General features: G+C 63.5%; 18 protein-coding genes, 1 tRNA gene and 2 pseudogenes. 11 read left to right on the top strand and 10 right to left on the bottom strand.

Going from position 1 to position 22995, the window contains the following annotated elements:
* From F1609_RS28550 to F1609_RS28540, 4 genes and pseudogenes are all read left to right on the top strand, one after another.
* Nucleotides 1–393: pseudogene (locus F1609_RS28550) on the top strand (hypothetical protein); the annotation flags it as partial.
* A gap of 726 nt (nucleotides 394–1119) precedes the next feature.
* A complete protein-coding gene (gene xisR, locus F1609_RS28545; protein ID WP_167080403.1) occupies nucleotides 1120–1326 on the top strand; it encodes an excisionase family protein in 207 nt (68 codons plus the stop codon).
* Nucleotides 1284–1457, top strand: a pseudogene (locus F1609_RS35440) (Arm DNA-binding domain-containing protein); the annotation flags it as partial. The gene xisR and the pseudogene F1609_RS35440, both read left to right, overlap by 43 nt.
* Before the next feature lie 75 nt (nucleotides 1458–1532).
* Nucleotides 1533–2498, top strand: a complete 966-nt coding sequence (locus F1609_RS28540) for a tyrosine-type recombinase/integrase (protein ID WP_229422117.1) — start codon at nucleotides 1533–1535, stop codon at nucleotides 2496–2498.
* Between the two features lie 160 nt (nucleotides 2499–2658).
* Here F1609_RS28540 and F1609_RS28535 read toward each other — a convergent pair.
* The 4 genes from F1609_RS28535 to F1609_RS28520 form a co-directional block, all read right to left on the bottom strand.
* Nucleotides 2659–2733, bottom strand: a tRNA-Val gene (locus F1609_RS28535).
* A gap of 37 nt (nucleotides 2734–2770) precedes the next feature.
* Nucleotides 2771–3475, bottom strand: a complete 705-nt coding sequence (gene dnaQ, locus F1609_RS28530) for a DNA polymerase III subunit epsilon (protein WP_167080399.1) — start codon at nucleotides 3473–3475, stop codon at nucleotides 2771–2773.
* 70 nt (nucleotides 3476–3545) lie between these two features.
* Nucleotides 3546–3983 carry a ribonuclease HI gene (rnhA, locus tag F1609_RS28525; RefSeq protein WP_167080397.1) on the bottom strand — a complete coding sequence of 146 codons (438 nt, stop codon included), beginning with the start codon at nucleotides 3981–3983 and terminating at the stop codon, nucleotides 3546–3548.
* A gap of 26 nt (nucleotides 3984–4009) precedes the next feature.
* On the bottom strand, nucleotides 4010–4783 hold the full coding sequence (locus tag F1609_RS28520) for a class I SAM-dependent methyltransferase (protein ID WP_167080395.1): 774 nt from the start codon (nucleotides 4781–4783) through the stop codon (nucleotides 4010–4012).
* A gap of 27 nt (nucleotides 4784–4810) precedes the next feature.
* Between F1609_RS28520 and gloB the strand changes: the two genes are divergently transcribed.
* The 4 genes from gloB to F1609_RS28500 all read left to right on the top strand — a co-directional run bounded on the left by gloB (nucleotide 4811) and on the right by F1609_RS28500 (nucleotide 12000).
* Nucleotides 4811–5611, top strand: a complete 801-nt coding sequence (gene gloB, locus F1609_RS28515; RefSeq protein ID WP_167080393.1) for a hydroxyacylglutathione hydrolase — start codon at nucleotides 4811–4813, stop codon at nucleotides 5609–5611.
* Nucleotides 5612–5753: 142 nt separating this feature from the next.
* On the top strand, nucleotides 5754–6152 hold the full coding sequence (locus F1609_RS28510; protein WP_196785504.1) for a T6SS amidase immunity protein Tai4 family protein: 399 nt from the start codon (nucleotides 5754–5756) through the stop codon (nucleotides 6150–6152).
* 249 nt (nucleotides 6153–6401) lie between these two features.
* Nucleotides 6402–7562, top strand: coding sequence for an ABC transporter substrate binding protein (locus tag F1609_RS28505; protein ID WP_167080391.1), 1161 nt, complete (start codon nucleotides 6402–6404; stop codon nucleotides 7560–7562).
* A gap of 4 nt (nucleotides 7563–7566) precedes the next feature.
* Entirely contained in the window at nucleotides 7567–12000 is a 4434-nt protein-coding gene (locus F1609_RS28500) for an EAL domain-containing protein (protein ID WP_167080389.1), read from the top strand.
* 113 nt (nucleotides 12001–12113) lie between these two features.
* On the opposite strand, the gene aceB is transcribed toward F1609_RS28500, so the two are convergent.
* Entirely contained in the window at nucleotides 12114–13703 is a 1590-nt protein-coding gene (gene aceB / locus F1609_RS28495; RefSeq protein ID WP_167080387.1) for a malate synthase A, read from the bottom strand.
* A gap of 145 nt (nucleotides 13704–13848) precedes the next feature.
* Here aceB and F1609_RS28490 point away from each other — a divergent pair, with 145 nt between their 5' ends.
* Nucleotides 13849–14751 carry a LysR family transcriptional regulator gene (locus F1609_RS28490; RefSeq protein ID WP_167080385.1) on the top strand — a complete coding sequence of 301 codons (903 nt, stop codon included), beginning with the start codon at nucleotides 13849–13851 and terminating at the stop codon, nucleotides 14749–14751.
* A gap of 103 nt (nucleotides 14752–14854) precedes the next feature.
* On the opposite strand, the gene F1609_RS28485 is transcribed toward F1609_RS28490, so the two are convergent.
* The 4 genes from F1609_RS28485 to F1609_RS28470 form a co-directional block, all read right to left on the bottom strand.
* The gene (locus F1609_RS28485) at nucleotides 14855–15058 is read right to left on the bottom strand and encodes a cold-shock protein (protein WP_010398811.1); all 204 of its coding nucleotides are present in this window, start codon (nucleotides 15056–15058) and stop codon (nucleotides 14855–14857) included.
* Nucleotides 15059–15400: 342 nt separating this feature from the next.
* A complete protein-coding gene (locus F1609_RS28480) occupies nucleotides 15401–15772 on the bottom strand; it encodes an Hpt domain-containing protein (RefSeq protein ID WP_167080383.1) in 372 nt (123 codons plus the stop codon).
* 8 nt (nucleotides 15773–15780) lie between these two features.
* Complete coding sequence (gene upp, locus F1609_RS28475; protein WP_167080381.1) at nucleotides 15781–16431, bottom strand: uracil phosphoribosyltransferase; 651 nt, start codon at nucleotides 16429–16431, stop codon at nucleotides 15781–15783.
* A gap of 99 nt (nucleotides 16432–16530) precedes the next feature.
* Nucleotides 16531–18228 carry an isovaleryl-CoA dehydrogenase gene (locus F1609_RS28470; protein WP_167080379.1) on the bottom strand — a complete coding sequence of 566 codons (1698 nt, stop codon included), beginning with the start codon at nucleotides 18226–18228 and terminating at the stop codon, nucleotides 16531–16533.
* A 344-nt stretch (nucleotides 18229–18572) separates the two neighbouring features.
* Here F1609_RS28470 and F1609_RS28465 point away from each other — a divergent pair, with 344 nt between their 5' ends.
* Both F1609_RS28465 and F1609_RS28460 read left to right on the top strand, forming a co-directional pair.
* Nucleotides 18573–20288 carry a putative bifunctional diguanylate cyclase/phosphodiesterase gene (locus F1609_RS28465; protein ID WP_229422116.1) on the top strand — a complete coding sequence of 572 codons (1716 nt, stop codon included), beginning with the start codon at nucleotides 18573–18575 and terminating at the stop codon, nucleotides 20286–20288.
* Nucleotides 20285–21799, top strand: coding sequence for an HDOD domain-containing protein (locus tag F1609_RS28460; RefSeq protein ID WP_229422115.1), 1515 nt, complete (start codon nucleotides 20285–20287; stop codon nucleotides 21797–21799). The genes F1609_RS28465 and F1609_RS28460 overlap by 4 nt, the downstream gene beginning before the upstream one ends.
* 16 nt (nucleotides 21800–21815) lie before the next feature.
* Here F1609_RS28460 and F1609_RS28455 read toward each other — a convergent pair whose 3' ends face one another.
* Complete coding sequence (locus tag F1609_RS28455; protein WP_370661684.1) at nucleotides 21816–22994, bottom strand: MFS transporter; 1179 nt, start codon at nucleotides 22992–22994, stop codon at nucleotides 21816–21818.
* Nucleotide 22995: the final 1 nt, after the last annotated feature.

Below are 22995 nucleotides of genomic sequence, written 5' to 3'. Positions count from 1 at the left end.
GATCATTCGAACCACTTCCAGCTTCAGGCTGGGATCGAATGTCTTCCGCTTTCTTGTTGCCATGTATTACTCCTCAGATGGTGGATTTTCCACCTATTGAGGTGTCCGAGCAAATTAGACCACAGCAGTACAGTGATGGGCTTCATCCTGGGAAGCGGCCATATGCCGTACTGGGCACGTCCTTCCGGCAACCACGGCTTTGCCGCACTCCTGTTCGCGACAGTAGGACGCACCCCGGCAGGCTGGCTTGCGTTGATTCTTGGCATTACCTTCGCCATTGCCGGCATTTGGCACGCTCGATGCGAAATCAAACTGCACCGCCGGTTGGATATGGTCTTGCGCAGCCTCTTGCTGGCAGCCTTGGGGATCGCATTCGTTTGGCCGCTTCTCTAAGAGCCAACACTTGTGCAAACCTCGCGTTACCGCCTAACGGTGCCGATGCGGAAGTACCCGTCCCACTCAGGGGTATCGATATCCAACGCTGCCACTATCTTTTCGTCCTCTGCAAGGACTAGCCGCTCCAGCATTCCCCGCTGTGTTACGCCGTAACGACCGGCGATACGCTTCAGTGCAAGATGCGCTGCAGTGCTCATCCAGGTATTTAGCCGGCGCTCACCGTTCCCCTGTGCCGCTGTGTCCCGGCGCGCCCGGTACTCCGCCTGCCGTTCAGCTGAGCTCTTTGACATCATCGTCTCCTTCAATCAAAAATCGTTACTGCGTAACTATTAGACCTATGCTTTCCTTCTTCGTTCACCTCCCCCACCAGCGCGACTAGATACTTTAGTACGACCCTTGCTCCACGCAGCGCGCAAAAGTGCTTTTACGTACGCCCATCATCGAGCACGGGATCGCCACCTCTGCTTCTACTGGATGTTGAGACGCTCGACCGGCAGGTCACGGTCGTGGCCTGCACACCTCGTTACGCCGTAACGACTTAGGCAAGCGTTCGTTCGAGCACTTTTTCATAAACCGATTACACAGGTTTTCCCACACCTTTGAGACTGGTCAAACCGTACATGGCATAGGCACGGATAATTTTGTATGAATATAAGTATACAAAACTCGTGGAAGCGAGGTTTGCGCAAAACAAAAAGATCATCAATCGCAAGTGGAGGACCGATGAGTTATCCCGTCCAGTGGGTGAAATTGAAAAAATACGTTGAACTGACCGGCGATAGCGCTGCATCAGTTCACGCGCGTAGACGCGCGGGGAAATGGCTCGACGGCACGCAGTGCAAAGTCGTCGACGACATGCTTTGGATAAATCTGGGAGCGGCTGAAAAATGGATAGAGATGTGGGGAAGCCCATCGCGGGCACAGGCGTAGAGTTGAGGAAGGGATCGAAGACGGAATCGATTCGAATCGTTTTCCACTACAGAGGCATGCGATGTCGCGAAGCACTCGCGCTCGCGCATACTAAGACCAATATTGCATATGCTGTCCGATTGCGCGGAGAAATCCTCAACGCTATCGGTCGGGGCTCGTTTTCCTATGCCAACTATTTCCCGGATTCGCCGAACTGCAAAATTTTCATGGAACAGACCGACAAACTGCCGGTCTCCATCCCTACGGTCGGCGAGCTCCTGCATGACTACTTGAACTTAGCCAAACGTAATTTGGCGCTGTCGACGTTCAACTGCTACGACGCCAATACCAAGCTTCATTTGCTGCCACGCTGGGAAAGCACGCCCGTCACCGAAGTAACGGTGAGGGAGCTCAGATCATGGATCAAAGCGTTCACCTGCAAGCGCAAAACCTTACAGCTCATCCTTACGCCCTTCCGGAACACTTTTGAACAAGCCCTGGATGATCAGCTGATTGATGCTAACCCCTTCGATGTCATCAGGCTCAACAAGATACTTGCGCGGACACAGCTAAAGAGCGAGTTCAAGGCCGCCCCCTTTGATATCGATGAAATCGAAGCGATACTTGATGCGTGCGACCGCCCTCAGGAACGCAATATGTTCCAGTTGGCTTTTTCGACTGGCATGCGCCCGTCCGAATACATCGCCCTGACCTGGCGTGCAGTCAGTTTTCGGGAGATGAGAGTATCGGTGGAGGCAGCTTTCGTGGATGGAGAAGCGAAAGATACAGCCAAGACAGATGCGGGGCTGAGACAGATCGACCTGCGCAATGGCGCCTTGACTGCGCTGCAAGCGCAAACATCGTTCACTGGAAACGGCCAGGAACTGGTTTTTCACAATCCGACTTATGGCGCGCAGTGGGAGGGAGACAAACCAATTCATCGGCGCTGGCGTCGCATCCTCAAGCAGGCGAGTGTGCACTACCGGAATCCATATCAAACCCGGCACACGTTTGCTTCAAGCTTGCTCATGCTTGGGGAGCTGCCGCTCTACGTCGCATCACAAATGGGGCACACGGACACCACAATGATCACCACAATGATCACCAGAACCTACGGAAAATGGATCAGGTCAGGACTGGACGATGGCAAAAGGGAACGACTGTTGAAGATGTATGCCCGTACCGGACAGTAACAACAAACGAAGGAGGCAAGATGATTTTTGACTTGACGAGCGGCACGACAGATAGAACTGTGCAGTTGGATCAAATCTGGACACAGCCCCAAATTTGCCCCATCTCCGTGCAGAAATCAGATGAACCTGTTGTAAGGCCCTGATTTTTAGTGAAATCTAATGGTGGGAAGTGCAAGTTTCGAACTTGCGACCCCTGCAGTGTGAATGCAGTGCTCTACCCCTGAGCTAACCTCCCGAAGCGGGGCGTATTATGACATACGTTTCGTAAAAGGTCACGCTTCTGCGTAATTTCTCCAAATACAGTTTCCCTTGACCGCCTTGTCCAGGCCGCCCAGCACGCCTTCATGCTCGGCCAGCTCGTCGGCACTGGCCGCCAGCACGATCACTTCCGCCAGCGCCACCGCTTCCAGCAAGCCGCCACCGCCGCCGGATTCTTCCTCCACATCCATCGACAAGCTGTTCTGTCCGCGTGTCATCGACAGATACACATCGGCCAGCAACTCGGCATCGAGCAGCGCGCCGTGCAGCTTGCGGTGCGCGTTCGACACGCCATAACGGTCGCACAGCGCATCGAGCGAGTTGCGCTTACCGGGATGCATTTCCTTGGCGTTGACCAGAGTGTCGATCACCCCGCTGCAATGCTCGGTAAACGTCGGCAGCCCCAGCAGCTTGAATTCGTTGTTCAGGAACCCCAGATCGAAGGGCGCGTTATGGATGATGACTTCGGCGCCCTGGATGTACTCGCGCAACTCCTGGGCGATTTCGGCGAACTTAGGCTTGTCGCGCAAGAATTCCGTGGTCAGGCCGTGCACCGCCAGCGCGCCCTCTTCCGAATCGCGCTCCGGGTTGATGTATCGGTGGAAATTATTCCCCGTCAACATACGATTATGCAGTTCGACGCAGCCCACCTCGATGACGCGGTCGCCCGTGCGAGGATTCAGGCCGGTGGTTTCGGTATCGAGGACAATTTGGCGCATGGCAGTCTGAAAATGAAATGAAACAAGGCGCGCAGTATAGCAAAAGCGTACGCGCCTCCGCCGGAGCCGCTCAGCGGCGCACCGTTTCCACGCCGCGGTTGGCCAGCACATCGGCGCGCTCGTTGCCCGGATGCCCATTGTGCCCGCGCACCCATTTCCACTCCACCGCATGCTGCGCCTGGGCCAGGTCGAGCGCCTTCCACAGGTCTTCGTTCTTGACCGGCTCCTTGGCCGCGGTTTTCCAGCCGCGCGCCTTCCAGCCGTGGATCCATTCGGAAATGCCCTTCTGTACATACTGACTGTCGGTGTGCAGCACCACTTCGCACGGCCGCGTGAGGATGGAGAGCGCCTCGATTACGGCGCGCAACTCCATGCGGTTATTGGTGGTATTTAATTCGCCGCCGCAGATTTCCTTCTCGTGGCCATCGGCCACCAGCAAGGCGCCCCAGCCGCCGGTGCCCGGATTGCCCTTGCACGCACCGTCGGTATAAATCTCTACTTTACTCATCCTGGCTTTCTCTGCTTTCGCTGTCTTTACTTCCGATTGGTGGCAGGCACCGCTTGCGGCGCCGACGCCGATTTTTTATTCCAGGCCGGACCGATCATGGTCATGCCCTTGACCCGCTTGATCGCGTGCACCATGTACACCGCGCCCAGATACGGCCACCAGCGCTGCCCGGCCGGCTCCATGAACGCATAGCGCTCAAGCCATTGCGCGGTGCGGCAAGGCGGCGCATAACAGCCGAAATGGCTGCGGCTCACGCCCAGATTCAGCAATTTTAACCAGTCTTTCATACGCGGCATAGAAATGAATTCCCCCGCCACCGGCAGGTAGGGCGAACGCGTCACCCGCCGCAAACCCTGGCGCATGCCCCACAAACTGGCGGGATTGAAGCCGCAGATGATCAACTGGCCCTCGGGAATGAGTACTCGCTCGACCTCGCGCAGCACCTGGTGCGGCTCGGCCGCGAATTCGAGCACATGCGGCATCACCACCAGATCCAGGCTTTGCGAAGCGAACGGCAACTCGGCAAAATCGAGCGCCACGGCAATCTGGCGCTTGCCCGCGCCCAGCGCCACCTGCTCGCGCGACGACGTGCGCGTGGCGGCCTGCCACTTGTTGGGCATGCGGTTGGCGGCCAGCGCGTCGATCTGCGGCAGGCCGATCTGCAGCGCGTTATAACCGAAGATATCGGCCGTCAGCTCGTCCAGACAAGCCTGCTCCCACGCGCGCACGTAAGCGCCGGCCGGCGTTTGCAGCCAGCCGTCGAGCGCTATAATGGACCTTTCGGATGCCGCGCTATCCATGTCACCCCCTATGCCGACACCTTCACTATGACCAATCCGACGCACCGCCCCTTGAGCGTGCTCGCCGTCCCCGCGTTCAAGGACAATTACCTGTGGCTGATCCACGATGGCGTGCACGCCGCCGTGGTCGACCCCGGCGACGCCGCGCCCGTCATCGCGGCCCTGGCCGCGCATCATCTCACGCTCACCGCCATTTTACTCACCCATCACCATGCTGACCACATTGGCGGCGTACCGGGCCTGCTCGCGCACGCTTCGGTGCCGGTGTTTGGTCCGCGCACCGAAGCCATCGCCACGGTCACCGTGCCGCTCGGCGACGGCGACCTGGTCGAGGTGCCCGGCCTGGCCCTGGCCCTGCGCGTACTGCTGGTGCCCGGCCACACCCTCGGCCACATCGCATTCCTGCGCGAACAGGCCGACGAACACTGGCTGTTCTGCGGCGACACGCTGTTTGCCGGCGGCTGCGGCCGCCTGTTCGAAGGCACGCCCGAGCAAATGGGCGCCTCGCTGGCCCGCTTTCTGGTCTTGCCCGACAACACCGCCGTGTACTGCGCGCACGAATACACCCTCGCCAACCTGCGCTTCGCCGCCGCCGCCGAACCGGGCAACGCGCTCATCTCCGAGCGCATCGGCACCGAAACCACCAAACGCGAACACGGCATTCCCACCGTCCCGACAACCATTGGGCTGGAAAAGGCCACCAATCCTTTCCTGCGCGACGAGCAGCCCGGCATCGTCGCCAATCTGATTGCCCTCGGCAAGCTCGACCCGCACTCCGCGCCGGGTGCCGCCTTCGCCGCCCTGCGCGCCTGGAAAAACACGTTTTGAGACAGCCTGGATCAACGATGGGGCAATGCAAAATGCCAATTCACTATGTGGACGGAACCCAGTGTGCCGACAGCTGCCCTCTCATGAGCAACCCAGACAACGGGTCGTTCGTGCCGGATACCCTCTCGATATGGATTCTGCAATGAAGGCAAGCGCCGTCGCTCTCACATTGGCACTGGCCCTGCCCGCCCATATCGGCGCGCAAGGGCGGCAATTAACACCGATGACGCACAGCTATTCCCAAAAAAACCTGCTCAAGAACTGGACCTTAAGCGCCTGCCTGGCGATGAACGCCAACGATGCCGCCACCAAAGCCGATGCCAACGCAACCGCGAGCGCTTACATGGAGTTTGGCCGGCAGCGCATCGAAGCATACGACGCACTGAGAAAGTTGGCACGGAAGTATGCAAGCCTGAGCTATAGTGGCGCCGTCCCCTCCGAGTTCAATACGATGAAATGCATTGACCTGTTCCATAGTAGCGAGCTGGACCGGTTAGTCACTCAACTGACAAAGCCGGATCGCCCTCGACAGAGTCGGTAAGGATTCGCCCATACATAAGTTGCCTCTGTTTCATGGGCGAGAGCTTTCCAGCTGCCGCCAGAGGATGCGCAACGCCGTGCCCTGCACACGCCCATGGAAAACCAGAGCCGGATGGTCGGCATGCCGAAACATCGTCATGGCAAAATTCTTTCTTTCGAGCTACTTCAGTAACGTATACTGCATGCTGGTGTGTGTCCACGTGCGTGGCTGCTTACAATTTAACCGGACCACGCGTCCCCGCTGTACGCAATGACTACTCTCTTTCTTCTCGCTGACGCCTGGCCGCGCGCGCTCCGTTGCGCACCTGCGCTGGCGCCGTCCACGCGCTCGTGCCTGCTGTGGTGCGTCCTGTCCTTCCTGCTGCTGGCCGCAGCGCCGCCGCGCGCTTTGGCCGGCGCTGGCGCACCGGGCATGGGGGCCGAATCGGCGGCGGCGGGCGCTTTGTTCGAGCGCTACGACAGCGGCGATCAATACGACATGAAACCGATCACGGTGTCCCAGCTCGAAGACCAGCTGCGCCGCCCGGAGCTGCAAGCCTCGGCCGGCAAGGGCAGCATCGCGGTGCTCTATCCGAAGGTGTCGGAGCCGTTTCGCAGCGCCTTCATCGGCATGATCCAGGGGATCGAAGAACGCACCCACCTGCGTGTGCGCAGCTATGCGGTCGACGCCCGGGTTGACGCGCTTGAGCTGAACGCGCAGCTCAAGCGCAGCGGCACCAGGGTCGTCATCGCGCTCGGACGCCAGGGCCTGAACGTGGCCGCCTCGCTCGACCGCAGCATCGTGGTGCTGGTGGGCGGCGCCCTGCTGCTGTCGGACGCCGAAATCGTCAACCTGAACGGCATCAGCCTCACTCCCGATCCGGCGCTGCTGTTTGCCCGCCTGCGCGCGCTGCTGCCCGAGATCAAACGCGTGATCGTGGTCTACGACCCCAAAAAAACCGAATGGCTGCTGCGCATCGCGCGCGAGGCGGCGCGCGAACAGGGGCTGGAACTGGCCTCGTTCGAGGCGCGCGACCTGGCCCAGGCGGCCCAGGTCTACAGCGCGCAGTTCGCGGCGGCCGACAGCCGGCGCGACGCCGTTTGGCTGCCGCACGACACCACTACCGTCGAAGAAGGCACCCTGCTGCCGCTGATCCTCAAGCAAGCCTGGGACAGCGGCGTGCCTATCTTTTCCAGCAATGTACTGCATGTGAAAAAAGGCGCGCTGTTCGCCATGAGCCCCAACAACGTGGAGCTGGGCCGCTCGCTGGCCAGTTCGGCCGAGGGCGCGATCGCAGGCGAACTCAAAAAAGGCGTGCAGCCGCTGCGCGAACTGCACACCGCCATCAACCTGCGTACCGCCAGCCACATGGGCCTGACCATCGGCCACCAGCAGCAGCGCACTTTCGACCTTATCTATCCGGAGCCCTGAGTAGATGTTCCATGATTTCCTTCGCCGCACCGGGTTCCGCCGTCAACTGACCGTCATCGTCTCCGCCGCCATTCTCGGGCTGGCCCTGTTTTCCTCGCTGATGAATTCCTGGGAAGCGCGCACCCGCATGCGCGACTATTTTCTGGAACAGGGCGAACGCATCGCCGAAAACCTGGCGCGCCAGAGCACCCTGGCGCTGCTGTACCACTCGCCCGACAACGCCCAGGACGTCGTCGCCACCACCCTCACCTTCCCCGATGTGCTGAGCGTGCAGATCAGCGACACGCGCGGCGCCGTGCTGCTCTCGAAAAGCCAGCCCGGCGCGGCGCCCGCCGCCGGCATCGGGCCGGTGCCCGCAAGCCCGCAAGCGCGCCTGGCCAGCGAAACCGGCCAGGCCTGGCGCTTCACCGCGCCGGTGTTCGGCGGCCAGGGCATCGCTTCGCCGTTCGACCTGCAAGAGCCGCCCAGGCAGCTGCTCGGCCACGTGCACGTGGCCATCGCCAAGGACACCCTGAACCGCCTGACCCTGTCGCTGCTGGTCGGGAACCTGGTCGTCACCTTGTCGTTCGCCGCCATCTTGCTGGCCGTGGTGCGCCTGCTCACGCGCCACATGATCAACCCGCTCAATGCGCTGTCGCGCCTGATGCGGCGCGCCGAGGCGGGCGAATCGGGCATGCGCGCCGAACCGGCCGGCCCGCGCGACCTGATCGACATGGCGCTCGCCTTCAACAAGATGATGAACGTGCTCGAACAGCGCGAAGCGGAGCTGAAAGACTCGCGCGACGCGGCAGTGAGCATGGCGCTGGTGAAGGCGCAGTTTGCCGCCACCGTCAGCCATGAAGTGCGCACCCCGCTCAACGGCGTGGTCGGCATGCTCGACATGCTCAAGGAAATGAGCCTGAACAAGCGCCAGGCCGAGTGCGTCGACGTGGCCTGGAATTCCTCGCGCACCCTGATCGAACTGATTAACAATATCCTCGACTTCTCCAAGATGGAAGCGGGCAAGCTCTCGCTCGAAGAAGTTGACTTCGACCTGCGCAAGCTGCTCGAAGAAGTGATCGAACTGGTGGCCAAGCAGGCGCAGGTGCGCGACGTCGAACTGGGCTACCTGCTGGCCCCGGGCGTGCCGCAATGCGTCAACGGCGACTCGCTGCGCCTGCGCCAGGTGCTCATCAACCTGTTGGGGAACGCCGTCAAGTTCACCGAGCATGGCGAAGTGGCGGTGTCGATCGCGCTGGCCGACGGCCCCGGCTACGGGCTGCGCTTCGACGTGCGCGACACCGGCATCGGCATGAGCGCCGGCCAGCAGCAGCACCTGTTCCAGTCCTTCGCCCAGGCCGACCCGTCGACCACCCGCAAATACGGCGGCACCGGCCTGGGTCTGGCGATCTGCAAGCAGCTGGTCGAGCTGATGGGAGGCGCCATCACGGTCGACAGCGCGCTCGGCGAAGGCACCGCCTTCACCTTCAACATCATCTGCAAGGCCGCGCTGCAAGAGCCGCCCGAGCCGACCCACCTTGAACTTGCGGGCCTGCGCGTGATCGTGGTCGACGACAGCCAGATCGTGCGCAGCTTTGTCACGCAAACGATGCAGCGCCACGGCATCGACTGCCACGGCACGCGCTGGGGCGGCGAAGCGCTGTTGCAGCTCAAGGTCGGCGCCAGCGAAGCGCGCCCGTACAGCATCGTCATGCTCGACATCGGCGCCCTCGATGACGACGGCAACGACCTGGCCGGCAAAATCGCCAGCGAGTCGCCCGATACCCTGATGCTGATACTCGACCGTTTCGGCCCGCTCTCCGGCGGCACCCTGGTCGACGGCCATCCGTCGCTCGGCAAACCATTGCGCGAAGAGCGCCTGCTGCAGGCCCTCAAGGACTTGCTGGCCGGAGCCAGGGCGCCGGCCATGGCGATCGCCACCGCCCTGGCCGCGCCGCCGCGCACCTCGTACCGCATCCTGGTGGCCGAAGACAACCGCACCAACCAGATGGTCGCCGCCGGCATGCTGGCCATGAACGGCTGCGCCTGCGAATTCGCCGCCAACGGGCGCGAAGCGCTGGAAGCGGCACGCAGCGGCAATTTCGACCTGATCCTGATGGATTGCAGCATGCCCGAGATGGACGGCTATGAAGCGACCGCGCACATCCGCGCCTTTGAACAAGGCAGCGGACGGCGCACGCCGATCGTCGCCATGACCGCCAACACCCAGCGCGGCGACGCCGAAAAGTGCCTGGCCGCCGGCATGGACGACTACCTCGCCAAACCGATCACCCTGTTCGACCTGCGCCAGAAGCTCGATCGCTGGCTGCCGCGCGGCGACGAGCAGCGCAGCGTCGCGCGCGGCGGCGAGCACGCGGACTACGCGCTTGAGAGCGGCGAGGGCCCGATCGACCAGGCCATGTTCGTCAAGCTGCGCGAGATCATGGGGCCTTCGCTGGCCCAGGCGATCAGCCCCTTCCTCGAAGACACGCCGCAGTACCTGCTCGACCTGGAAGCGGCCGCGCATGGCGGCGACTCCGACACCGCGCGCGCCAAGGCGCACGCCATCAAAGGCTCCTCGGGCAACCTGGGCGCGACCCACCTGGCGCAACTGGCCAAGGAGGCCGAAGAGCACGGCATCGCCGGCCGTCCCGAACTGATCGTGCCGCTGCTCTCGCGCCTGCGCGTGGCCTACAATGCGGTCGCCAGCGCCCTTGCGCTGGAAGTCACGGGCGACGACACGGCCGGCCAGGGCAGCGCCGACGACGTGCCGCAAGTGCTCATCGTCGATGACGACCGCAGCACCCGCAGCACTCTGCGCTACACCTTGCAGCGCGACGGCTTCAAGGTCGAAGAAGCGGCCGACGGCGCCCAGGCCTTGACGATGCTCAAGCGCTTCCAGCCCGACGTGGTGCTGATGGACGCGGTAATGCCGGTGATGGACGGCTTTACCGCCTGCGCGCGCATGCAGGAGCTGCCCGGCGGCAGCAGCATTCCGGTACTGATGATCACCGCCCTGGAAGACAATTCCTCGGTCGAGCGGGCCTTCGCGGCCGGCGCCAGCGACTACATTCCGAAGCCGATTCACTATGCGGTCCTGTCGCAGCGGGTGCGCCGCATCATCGAGGCCAACCGCGCCGAGAAGCGCATCCGCCACCTGGCCTTCAACGACCTCCTGACCGGGCTGCCGAACCGCACCCTGTTCTTCGACCTGCTCGGGCAAGCGGTGGACCAGGCGCGCGTGGGCAAGACGCAGCTGGCGGTGCTGTTCCTCGACCTGGACCGCTTCAAGTACGTCAACGACAACCTCGGGCACGACGTCGGCGACCGCCTGCTGGTGGCGGTGGCGCAGCGCATCCGGCGCGCGGTGCGCAGCATCGACATGGTGGCGCGCCTGGGCGGCGACGAATTCACGGTGGTGCTGGGCGACGTCGACGGCCCGGCGCCGGCGGCGGCCGCCGCGCAGACCATCTGCAGGGTGCTGGCCGCGCCGTTCCAGATCGACGGCCACGATATTTTTGTCACCAGCAGCGTCGGCATCGCCATGTATCCGTTCGACGGACTCGATGTGCCGACCCTGGTCAAGCGCGCCGACAGCGCCATGTACCGCGCCAAGAAGACCAACACCGGCTTCCAGTTCTACGAAGCGTCGATGGAACAGGCGATTTCGGAGCATGTGCGCTTAGAGAGCGACTTGCGGCGCGCGCTCGAGCGCAACGAGCTCGAAGTGTTTTACCAGCCGCAGGCGCGCCTGGACGACCAGCGCATCATCGGCATGGAGGCGCTGGTACGCTGGAAGCATCCGACCCGCGGCATGGTGCCGCCGGTCGAATTCATTCCGCTGGCCGAAGAAACGGGCTTGATCAATCCACTCGGCGAATTCGTGCTGCGCACCGCCTGCGCCCAGCTCAAGGCCTGGATCGACCAGGGTTTGCCGCCGATGCGGGTGGCGGTGAACTTGTCGGTGCGCCAGCTGCTGCAAAAGAATTTTGCCGATTCGGTGGAAGCGGTGCTGGTCGAAACCGGCCTGGCGCCCGATCTGCTGGAACTGGAAATCACCGAGAGCACCCTGATGGAGCACGCGCAGGATACGCTCAAGGCGCTGCACCGTTTGCGCGGGCTGGGCGTGCGCTTGTCGATCGACGATTTCGGCACCGGCTACTCGTCGCTGTCGTACCTGAAGCGCTTCCCGGTCGATATCATCAAGATCGACCGCTCGTTCGTGGCCGATGTGCCGCACGATGCGGACGACGCGGCCATCATCGCCGGCATTATCGCGCTGGCGCACAGCTTACGGCTGGAGGTGGTGGCGGAAGGGGTCGAGACCGAAGCGCAGCTCGACTACCTGCGCGCGCAGCATTGCGATTTGCTGCAAGGGTGGTACCTGGCGCCGGCCATGCCGGCCGACCAGTTTGCGGAGATGATCATCAAGCGCGAAGCGATGGCGCTGCGGGTTTGAAGCCCGACCTGACCGTTTTCTCCAATACTAACCGCCAACCCAAAAACCGTCGTTCCCGCGCAGGCGGGAACGACGGTTCGAAGGGCGGTGGTTCTAACTGGACTAACGGCTTATTAAATTTCCTCGTACAGCGGCAAGGTCAAAAACTCCGCGAACGATTCCGACGTCGACATCTCTTCAAAAATCACCGCAGCGCGCGCGTAGGTCGGGTTATCCCCGTTCGGCGCGACTTCCTTGACCTTGGCCAGTTCTTCCGGAATCATCGCGCGCACCATCTCGGCGCTGACCTTGCGGCCGTCATCGAGCACGCCCTTGGTCGAGCGAATCCACTGCCACACCTGCGAACGGCTGATCTCCGCCGTGGCCGCGTCTTCCATCAGGTTATGAATCGGCACGCAGCCGTTCCCCGCCAGCCAGCTGCCCAGGTAATGAATCCCCACGTTGATGTTGTAGCGCAGGCCCGCTTCCGTGATCGGCGCTTCCGGCTTGAAGTCCAGCAGTTCGGCCGCCGTCACCTCGATGTCGGGACGCTGCTTGTCGATCTGGTTCGGCTTATCGCCCAGCACCTTCTTGAATTCGCCCATCGCCAGTTCCACCAGGCCCGGATGCGCAACCCAGCCGCCGTCGTAGCCGTCGGTCGCATCGCGCGCCTTGTCATTGCGTACGCCGCCCATGGCAATCTCGTTTTTCTCGGGATCGTTCTTGATCGGGATCAGCGCCGCCATGCCGCCGATGGCCGGCGCGCCGCGCTTGTGGCAGGTTTTCAGCAGCAGCAAGGCATACGCGCGCATGAACGGCGACGTCATCGTCACTTTCGGACGGTCGGCCAGGCAGAAGTCTTTATCGAGCTTGAATTTTTTGATGCACGAGAAGATGTAGTCCCAACGGCCCGCGTTCAAGCCGGCACTGTGTTCGCGCAGTTCGTACAGGATTTCATCCATCTCGAAGGCGGCCAGGATCGTTTCGATCAGCACGGTCGCCTTGATGGTCCCCTGCGGCAGGCCCAGTTCCTGCTGCGTCATGACGAAAATATCGTTCCACAGGCGTGCTTCGAGGTGCGATTCCATCTTCGGCAGGTAAAAATACGGACCCGCGCCGCGCGCAAGCTGCTCTTTCGCGTTATGGATCATGAACAGCGCGAAGTCGAAAATCCCGCCCGAGACGCGCTTGCCATCGACCAGCACATGCTTTTCGTCGAGGTGCCAGCCGCGCGGACGCACCACCAGGGTCGCGATCTTCTCATTGAGCTTGTACACCTTGCCGTTCTGTTCGAGCGAAATCGTGCGGCGCACGGCGTCGCGCATATTGATCTGGCCCGTGATCTGGTTGTCCCAGTTCGGCGTGTTCGAGTCTTCGAAGTCGGTCATGTAGCTGTCGGCGCCAGAATTGAAGGCGTTGATGACCATCTTGCGCTCGACCGGGCCGGTGATTTCGACGCGGCGGCACTCCAGCGCGGGCGGAATCGGGGCGATCTTCCAGTCGCCAGCGCGAATCTGCGCGGTTTCCGGCAAAAAGTCGGGACGCTCGCCGCAATCGAGACGCCTGGCGCGTTCCACGCGCGCGGCCAGCAGCTCCTGGCGGCGCGGTTCAAACGCGCGCGTCAGGCGTGCCACCAGCGCCAGCGCCTCGGAAGTGAGAATCTGCTCGTAGCCAGGCTTGATCTCGGCGGTGATTTCCATGCCAGCGGGGATATTGATAGTCATGCGTGCTCCTGTAGAAGGTAAAAATGCAAATTGGCGTTTCATCTGCCATCTAGTATATTCACTAACTGGTAGCTAAACGAGACAAAAAATACATTCATCTGTGCGTTTTTATCACAGCTGGGTGACAACATCAGAGGAGTAGCACGTGGGGCAGTTCCGCCAACTATCCACTTTCGTCGACGTGGTCGCGCGCGGCAGCCTGTCGGCGGCGGCGCGCGCCGAAGGCATTGCGCCGGCCATGATCGGGCGCCGGCTCGATGCGCTCGAAGCGCGCCTCGGGGTCAAGCTCCTGCAGCGCACCACGCGCAAACTCGCCCTCACCGACGAAGGCGCGGCCTTCCTGGAAGACTGCCAGCGCATCCTGGGCGAACTCGAAGAAGCCGAATCGGCCGTCGCCGAACGCAGCGCGCGCGCCAGCGGCCACCTGCTGGTATCGGCGCCGGCCGGCTTCGGACGCCAGCACGTCGCGCCCCTGCTGCCGTCGTTCCTGGCCGAGCACCAGGATGTGACGGTCAACCTGAACCTGAACGACCGCGTGGTCGACGTCGTCGGTGAAGGGGTCGATGTGGCGATCCGCATCGCCAGCCTGTCCGATTCGAGCCTGGTGGGGGTCAAGCTGGCCGACAACCAGCGCGTGCTGGTCGCCTCCCCCGCCTACCTGAAACGCCACGGCGTGCCCGAGACCCTGGCCGACCTGGCGCGCCACAACTGCCTGGCGATCAGCAGCGAAGGCAGCCAGCGCGGCTGGACCTTCCGCGATAACGGCAAGCTGGTGACAGTAAAAGTGGCGGGCAACATGGTCTGCAACGATGGCGAAGTGCTGCACGATTGGGCGCTGGCCGGCAAAGGCCTGGCGTGGCGCTCGATGTGGGAAGTGGGAACCGAGATCGAAGCGGGAAAACTGTGCACGGTGCTCGATGCGTTTGCGGCGCCCGGCAACGACATCCACGCGGTGTTCGCGCAGCGCCGCCACCTGCCGCTGCGGATTCGCGCGTTTGTCGACTTCCTGCGCCGCACCTACGCGCAGCCGGATTACTGGCGCTCTTGAAGCGTGACGCTTCAACGCCATCGGCCCGCGCGAGGCGGGCCGACGAAAAGCACGACAAAAAAAATCCCCGGAAACCGAGGATTTTTTGTCGTTGATTCAGCGATTAGATTGGCTGAATGTTCGAAGCTTGCTTGCCTTTAGGGCCAGCGGTTACTTCGAAAGAGACGCGCTGGTTCTCTTGCAAAGATTTGAAGCCGTTCGACTGAATCGCCGAGAAGTGAGCGAACAGATCTTCGCCGCCTTCATCAGGAGTGATAAAGCCAAAACCCTTCGAATCATTGAACCATTTTACGATGCCAGTTGCCATTACAATTTCCTATTTCAGTTAAGTTGGGCTTACGCCCGTTTTAGATCGTTTGACGAAGCAAGAAAGAAATGACAGACAGACTGCACAACTACCTCGAATCACAACGATCCCGCATTATACCGAATAAAACACAAAAAACACGTTCTCTGCAAAATAAACTTCCCGCTTGCTGTAAAAATTCAGAATATCAACTTTTACAACGCCGGTTTGCAGCGGCAGTCCGACAAATATAGAACATCGAGACCGCTGAAGTTTGCGCTAGATCAAACGATACGCCCACTTCACCTTGCATGCGCGCACAATTGGCAAAAAAGTACGTGGTATGTGGTTTTATTGCGGTATTCATCCAGGCTGGCCGGGATAGGTGGCCGCCTTGGGATCTTGCCGCGCCCACACGATGTACTCGTCGAGGGCGACCAGCCAGTCGTTCCAGTCCTTGGGGGCGATCAGCTCGAACGCCATCAGCACCCGCAGGCGCTGTTCCAGCTGGCGCGCCTGGGCCCCGAACACGCGAAAGCCGAAGGTCGCCGCCGAGCCGGCGATGGTATGCAGGCTCTGGTGCAGTTCCTTGACCAGGGCCGCGTCGGCGGCCGCCGGATCGAACTGCGCGCGCAGCGCTTCCAGGCGCGCCAGGGTGGCCGGCACACTGGCCGCGAACTTCTCGTTCAGCGCGTGCAGGCGCGCGAAAAACTCCTGGTCGATCAGCGTGGCCATCGCGCCGCTTACTTGGTGCCGAAGATGCGGTCGCCCGCGTCGCCCAGGCCCGGCACGATGTAGGCGTGTTCGTTCAGGTGCGAATCGAGCGAGGCCACGTAGAGCTTGACGTTCGGATGCGCGTCCTGCACTACCTGCACGCCTTCGGGCGCGGCCACCAGGGCCAGGAAGATGATCTGTTCATCGGTCACGCCGCGCTTTTTGAGCACGTCGATGGCGTGCACCGCCGAGTTGCCGGTGGCGACCATCGGGTCGCACAGGATGAAGATGCGGTCGGTGGTGTCGGGCAGGCGCACCAGGTACTCGACCGGCTTGTGGGTTTCCGGGTCGCGGAACACGCCAACGTGGCCCACGCGCGCCGACGGCACCAGTTCCAGCAGGCCGTCGCTCATGCCGATACCGGCGCGCAGGATCGGCACGATCGCCAGTTTTTTACCGGCAATGACGGGTGCGTCGATGGTCACCAGCGGGGTCTCGATCTTGCGCGTGGTGAGCGGCAGGTCACGCGTGATTTCATAACCCATCAGCAGCGTGATTTCCTTGAGCAGCTCGCGGAAGGTGCGCGTGGACGTGTCGCGCTCGCGCATGTGGCTCAACTTGTGCTGGATCAGCGGGTGGTTGAGGATGAACAGGTTGGGGAAGCGTGGATCTTGGTTCATGGAGTTCGATTCATTTATTGTGATGGCTTGTACCCGTATTATCCCGCAAACCGAGCGCTTGTCCGCATTTCGCGGCAATTAAGTCAGTACAGATGCGGCTCAAGCGTCCGCTGGCAGCGCGCGCGCCAGGATCGCCGCGCAATCAACGCCGGCCGGCAGACGTCCGAAGGCCCCGCCCACGTCCACCGCCACGCGCGCGGCGATGAAGGCGGCGCTGACATAGCTTGGCGCATGGCGCAGCAGCAGCGCCGCCTGCACTGCGATCACGATCCGTTCGGCCAGCCGGCGCGCGCCGTACTCGTCGCCCTGCTGCCCTTCCAGGTCGGCCAGCAGGCGCGCGCTATAGGCGTTGAAATCCGCACTGGCGCCACCGGCCAGCGCCAGTTCGCCCGCCAGGGCATCGCGCGCGGCCGGGGTCTTGCCGAAGGCGCGCAGCAGGTCCAGGCACATCACATTGCCCGACCCCTCCCAGATCGAATTGACCGGAAACTCGCGGTACAGGCGCGCCAGCGGACCGTCTTCCACATAGCCGTTGCCGCCCATGACTTCCATCGCTTCGGCCCCGAACGCCGGGCCGCGCTTGCACAGCCAGTATTTGCCGGCCGGCGTGAGGATGCGCCCAAGCAGTGCCTGGGCCGGGTCGGCGCCCTGGTCGAAGCAGCGCGCCAGGCGCAGCGCGAAGACGGTGGCCGCTTCCGATTCCAGCGCCAGGTCGGCCAGCACGTTTTGCATCAGCGGCTGCTCGGCCAAGGTGCGGCCAAAGGCGGCCCGTTGGCGCGCGTGGTGCAGCGCGTGCGTGAGCGCGGCGCGCATGATGCCGGCGCTGCCCAGCACGCAATCGAGCCGGGTATGCCCACCCATTTCCAATATGGTGGGGATGCCGCGCCCGACTTTGCCCACCAGCCAGCCGACGGCGTCGCAAAACTCCACCTCGGACGAGGCGTTCGAGCGGTTGCCCAGTTTATCCTTGAGGCGCTGCACGCGGATCGCATTGCGGCTGCCGTCGGGCAGGTAGCGCGGCACCAGGAAGCAGCTCAAGCCGGCGCTGCCTTCATCCTCGGTCTGCGCCAGGATCAGGTGTGCGTCCGACTGCGGCGCCGAGAAGAACCATTTGTGGCCGACGATGCGCCACGCGTGCGCTCCCTCCTCGCCGAAGCGCGCGCGCGCCTCGCCAGGGTCAAGCGCCGTGGCGCGGGTGGTGTTGGCGCGCACGTCGCTGCCGCCCTGCTTTTCGGTCATGCCCATGCCGATCAGGGCACCGGTCTTCTGCTCAATCGGCAGCGAGCGCGGATCGTATTGGCGCGACAGGATCCTGGGCAGCCATTTGGCCCCGATCGCGCCGGCCAGGCGCAGCGCCGGCACCGAGGCGTAGGTCATCGTGACCGGACACTGGGCGCCGTTTTCCACCTGCCCGAAGAGCAGGTATTGGGCCGCCCGCGCCACCTGCGCACCACCTTGGCCACCGCCCTGGCCCGACTCCCACGGCGAGGCGTGCACGCCCGCGCCGATCATCAGCGCCATCAACTGGTGCCAGGCCGGATGGAACTCGACTTCGTCGATGCGCCGTCCGTTGCGGTCAAAGTTATGCAGAATGGGTTTGTTGACATTGGCCAGGCGCGCCAGCTCGAGCACCTCGGCCCGGCCGAGCGACGCCCCAAGCGCCAGCAAGCCATCGACCGCCCACGGCGCGCCCTCGCGCGCGACCGCCTCGCGCAGCGCCGGATCGCACGCGAACAGGTTGCTATTCCCAAATTGAATGGCCTGGTTGAAAATTGTATGCGTATCGAATGGGTTCATGGTGCGAATCGTCTCAAACTCCAAAAAATATTGCGCAAAAGCAGCATTTCCAGGTCGCGTGCGCCCCTGAACAGCGCCGGTAAGCGACAATAGCAAACCATCCGGTGGCGTTGCGGCGTGCCGCGCTACAGCCTAGCCGAAAGACGAAAACAGGGCAAGAGTTGCTTTCCCGCCCGTCCGGGCTGCCGTTTTTTGCGTTCGGTCAAGCAACATCGAATGACGCACCGCACCGGCTGATTTTGATGCATTCTGGAATCTTTCCGTGCCACGGTGGATGCCGATTTGCTAAACTAGGGCACCAGCGGCCAGCAGCCAGCCACACTACGAAGGTAATAATTTTTACAATGCGCACCAGTGCCCCATCCGTGCCCGACGGCGACACCCTCACCGAGCTCGACCAGTTCATGGAAGCGGCCGGCGATATCGTGCTCCGCCTCGATGCGGGCGGCCGCATCAAGGCCGCCAGCAAGCGCACCGGCGCCCTGTTTTCCTTCGAGGCCGGGACCTTTCTGGCCACCCTGGTGGCCGACCCCGACCAGGCCGGCCTGGGCGCGGCGCTGCAGGACGCCGCCGGCGCCCCGGCGCGCATCGAACTGCGCATGAAGGCCCCGCACAAGGAACTCTGGTTCGAACTGCGCCTGTGCCGCGTCCAGCAAAGCGGCGACACGGTCCTGCTGGCGGTCGGGCGCGACATCTCGGCCCAGCGCGAGACCGAAGACCGGCTGCGCCACCTGGCCACCCACGACAGCCTGACCGAACTGCCCAACCGCCTGCTGCTGTCGGACCGGATCCGCATGGTGATCGCCCACGCGCGCCGCTCGGGCCAGAACTTTTCGGTCGCCACCATCGGCCTCGATGGCTTTAAAAAGGTCAACGACGGCTTGGGCCACCCGGTCGGCGACGCCGTGCTGCGCATCGCCGCGGCGCGCCTGCGCACCACCCTGCGCGACAGCGACACCCTGGCGCGCATCGGCGGCGACGAATTCGTCGCGGTCCTGCCGGGCACCTGCACCGAGGCCCAGATCAAGCTGGTCACCGGGCGCCTGCTGGCGGCCCTGCAGGCCCCGTTCGAAGTCGACAAGCACACCATCTACATCGGCGCCTCGATCGGCCTGGCGCTGTTTCCCGAGCACGCCGAGGATGAAGTCCAGCTGGTCGCGCTGGCCGATGCCGCCATGTCGCGCGCCAAGGAAACCGGCAAGGCGCGCTGCCTGGTCTACAGCCCGCGCACCAGCGGCCCGCCGGAACACGATATCTCGCTCGAAGCGGCCATGTTCCAGGCCGTGCGCGAAGGCGAATTTTTACTTTACTACCAGCCGATCGTGGACGCCGCCACGCGCCGCATCCAGGGCTTCGAGACCCTGATGCGCTGGAAGCATCCGACCCTCGGCATGGTGCCGCCGGTGCGCTTCATTCCCATCGCCGAAACCAATGGCCTGATCAATTTGCTGGGCGCCTGGGCCCTGAAAGCGGCCTGCGTCCAGCTCAAGCACTTCGAGGAAGCGGCCAAGCGATCGCTGTACATTTCGGTCAATATCAGCCCGCGCCAGTTCCGCAACGATAAATTCCTCGAGGTGCTGGACCACGCGCTCGCCTTTTCCGGCATGAGCGGCAGCCAGCTGGTACTCGAAATCACCGAAGGAACCCTGATGATCGACCCCGTGCACGCGGAATCCATCCTCGTCAAGATGGCCGAGCGGCAGGCGCGCATCGCCATCGACGATTTCGGCACCGGCTACTCCTCGCTGGCCTACCTCAAGCGCTTCCCGATCTCGGTGCTGAAAATCGACCGCGCCTTCATCAAGGACCTGCCCGACGCGCCCAAGGATGGCGCGATCTGCAACGCGGTGCTGGACCTGGCCAAGCACCTCGGCCTGTCGGTGGTGGCCGAAGGCGTCGAAACCGAGGCGCAGCTCGATTACCTCGACCAGCGCGGCTGCCAGTACATCCAGGGCTACCTGACCGGCAAACCCATGCCGGCCCACGCCGCCATGGCGGCCCTGAAAGAAGACCTGTACGCGTCGCTGATGCCGATCGAACCGCAAGCGGGGCCGCGATGATCACGGGCACCCTGCTGCAGCCGGCGCCGCCCGGCCCGGCCAGCGCCGACGCCACCCTGAACCAGTTGTGGGAACGGGTGCGCCGGCGCGGCGACATGCCCGGCTTCGCCAAGGCCATCAGCGCCATCCTCGGCGCCATGCGCGGCGAGGACGAGCACCAGTTCAGCATGACGCAAACGGTGCTGTCGGACCCGGTCCTGACGCAAAAGGTACTGCGCCTGGCCAACAGCGGCATGTACTCGGCGTTCGGCCAGCGCATCAACACCGTCACCAAGGCGGTACTGGTGCTCGGCACGGAAGCCATCGGCCACCTGGCGCTGGGCCTGAAGCTGATCGAGGAACTCACGCGCGCCTCGGCCGATTCGGCCGTGGCCCACGTGGAGATGGAAAAAGCGGTGCTGGCCGGGATGGTGGCGCAGCAGGTCACCTCAAGCGCCAGCGCCAGCCCGCGCGACGCCGAGGAAGCCGTGGTGTGCTCGATGCTGCACACGCTGGGGCGCATGATGATCACCTTCTACATGCCCGAGCGCTGGAGCGCGCTGCAGGCGCTTGGGGGCGCCGGTGGCGAAGACGCCGCCGCGCCGCCGCTGCTCGGCCTGTCGATGGAAGCGATCGGACGCGCCGCCGCCGAGCACTGGGGCTTGCCGAAGAACCTGATCGTCGGCATGCGCCGGGTCGAACCGGCCCCGCGCGGCGAGATATTCACCCACGAAGACTGGCTGGCGGCGGTATCGACCATGTCGTCCCAATGCGCCAGCTCGCTGTGGAACGACGACGAAGCCGGCGCCGCCCAGGTGCGCGAGCTGGCCAGCAGTTTTTCGTCGATGCTCGGGGTCGCGCCGGATCATATCCTGAGCGCGATCGACAAGGCCAAGGAGACCGCGGCGACCGACCTGACGATCGCGCCGCTGGCCAAGCCGGCCGAAAAACGCGCCGCCGACATGGCCACGCGCCGCATGCGCGCCGAAGGCAACAAGGTGCTGCTCTCGGGCGTTTCGGACATGCGCGACGTCGTCGCCACGGCCAACCCGGGCCAGATGATGTCGATGGCGCTGGAAACCGTGTTCCAGGGATTGACCTTCTCGCGCGCGGTGGCCTTCTTGCGCAACCGGCGCGAAAACAAATACATCGCCAAGATCGGCCTGGGCGACGGCACCAGGGAACTGATCGGCGCGCTCAGCTTCGACGACGCCTACAGCGCCAACGTGTTCCACGCCTCGCTCGGGAGCGACCGCGTGATTTTCGTTGAAAACGCGCAGGACGCCAAGTTCGCGGCCAAGCTGCCGCAGTGGTGGAAGGACTGCCTGTCGGACGCGCGCAGTTTCGTGATCCTGCCGCTGTCGTCGAACGGCCAGCCGGTCGGCTTCATCTATGGCGACTGGGACGACAGCTTCCCGGCGATTCACCTGAGCCAGACCGAATTCGCGCTGCTCAACGACCTGCGCTCGCTGATCGTCAAGACCGTGGTGCGACGCCAGCAGGTCGAGCTGGCCGCCGCCAAGCCGCGTTGATCAACCCTGGCGCTGATCACCCCTGGCGCTGCCAGCGGAACGACAGCGCCGCGCTGCCCGCCGCCGCCAGCGCCAGCGCGCCGGCCAGGTAAAACACCGCCTGCGGGCCGATCTTGTCCCAGCACAGCGACATTGCCAGAGCGCCGCCGGTGCCGCCGATGCCGTAGGCAAGGCTCATGTACAGCGCCTGCCCGCGCGCCTGCAGGGGACCGGCGAACCAGCGCTGCATGACCATCACCGAACTTGACAGATGCGCCGCAAACGTGGCCGCGTGCAGCAGCTGGGCCAGCGCCAGCAGCGCCAGCAGCTGGCCGGCGGCGCCGATGACCGGAAAGCGCACGGCGGCCGCCGCGAAGGCGCACATCATCACCTTGCGCGCACCGAAGCGGCGCAGCAGCGGCGCCTGGAAATAGAAGAACGCCACCTCGGCCAGCACGCCGAGCGCCCACATCATGCCGATCACGGGTTTACTGTAGCCGGCCCGCTCCAGGTACAGCGAATAGAAGGCATTGAGCGACATGTGTACGCCCGCCATCAGCGCGGCGGAGACGAAAAACGCGATCACCTCGCGCCGCCGCAGCACGCTCCACAAGCCCGGCGCGCCCGCGGCGTGCGCCACCAGCGGCGCCTGGCGGATCAGAAGACCCGATGCGCCCACGCACACCAGCAGGAACAGCGCGATCGACGGCAAGGCCTGCACGCCGAGCGCCTCGAGCAGCCAGCCAGCCGCCAGCACCGCCACGATGAAGCCGACCGAGCCCCACATGCGCACCCGCCCGTAGTTGGTGGCGTCGCCGCGCAGGGCGGCCAGCAGCAGCGCTTCGGCCAGGGGCGCCTGCGCGCTCGAAAACAGGTTGAAGGCGACCATCACGGCGATGAACTGGAAGTAGGTGTCGGCGAAGAAGATGCCGCCAAAGGCGAGCAGCGCGCAGGCGTTGGTCAGGCGCAGCACAGCCACGCGCCGGCCGCTATGGTCGGCCAGCGCCCCCCACAGGTTGGGCCCGATGATGCGCATGACCTGGATCAGCGACATCAGCACGCCGATCTGGGGCGCGCTCATGCCGCGCGCGGCGAAGAACAGGGTGGCGTAAATGGCAAACGCGCCGACCTGCGCGTAGTACGCGAACAGGAACAGCGCGAACGGCCTCAGTGCGGCCACGCCTTCAGGCGCGGGTGCCGCAACGGCGTCGGGCACC

The organism is Massilia aquatica, assembly GCF_011682045.1.
GTDB lineage: Bacteria > Pseudomonadota > Gammaproteobacteria > Burkholderiales > Burkholderiaceae_D > Telluria_A > Telluria_A aquatica.
Note: the sequence above shows the minus strand (reverse complement) of the source record. Positions and strands in the feature narration are given on the sequence as shown.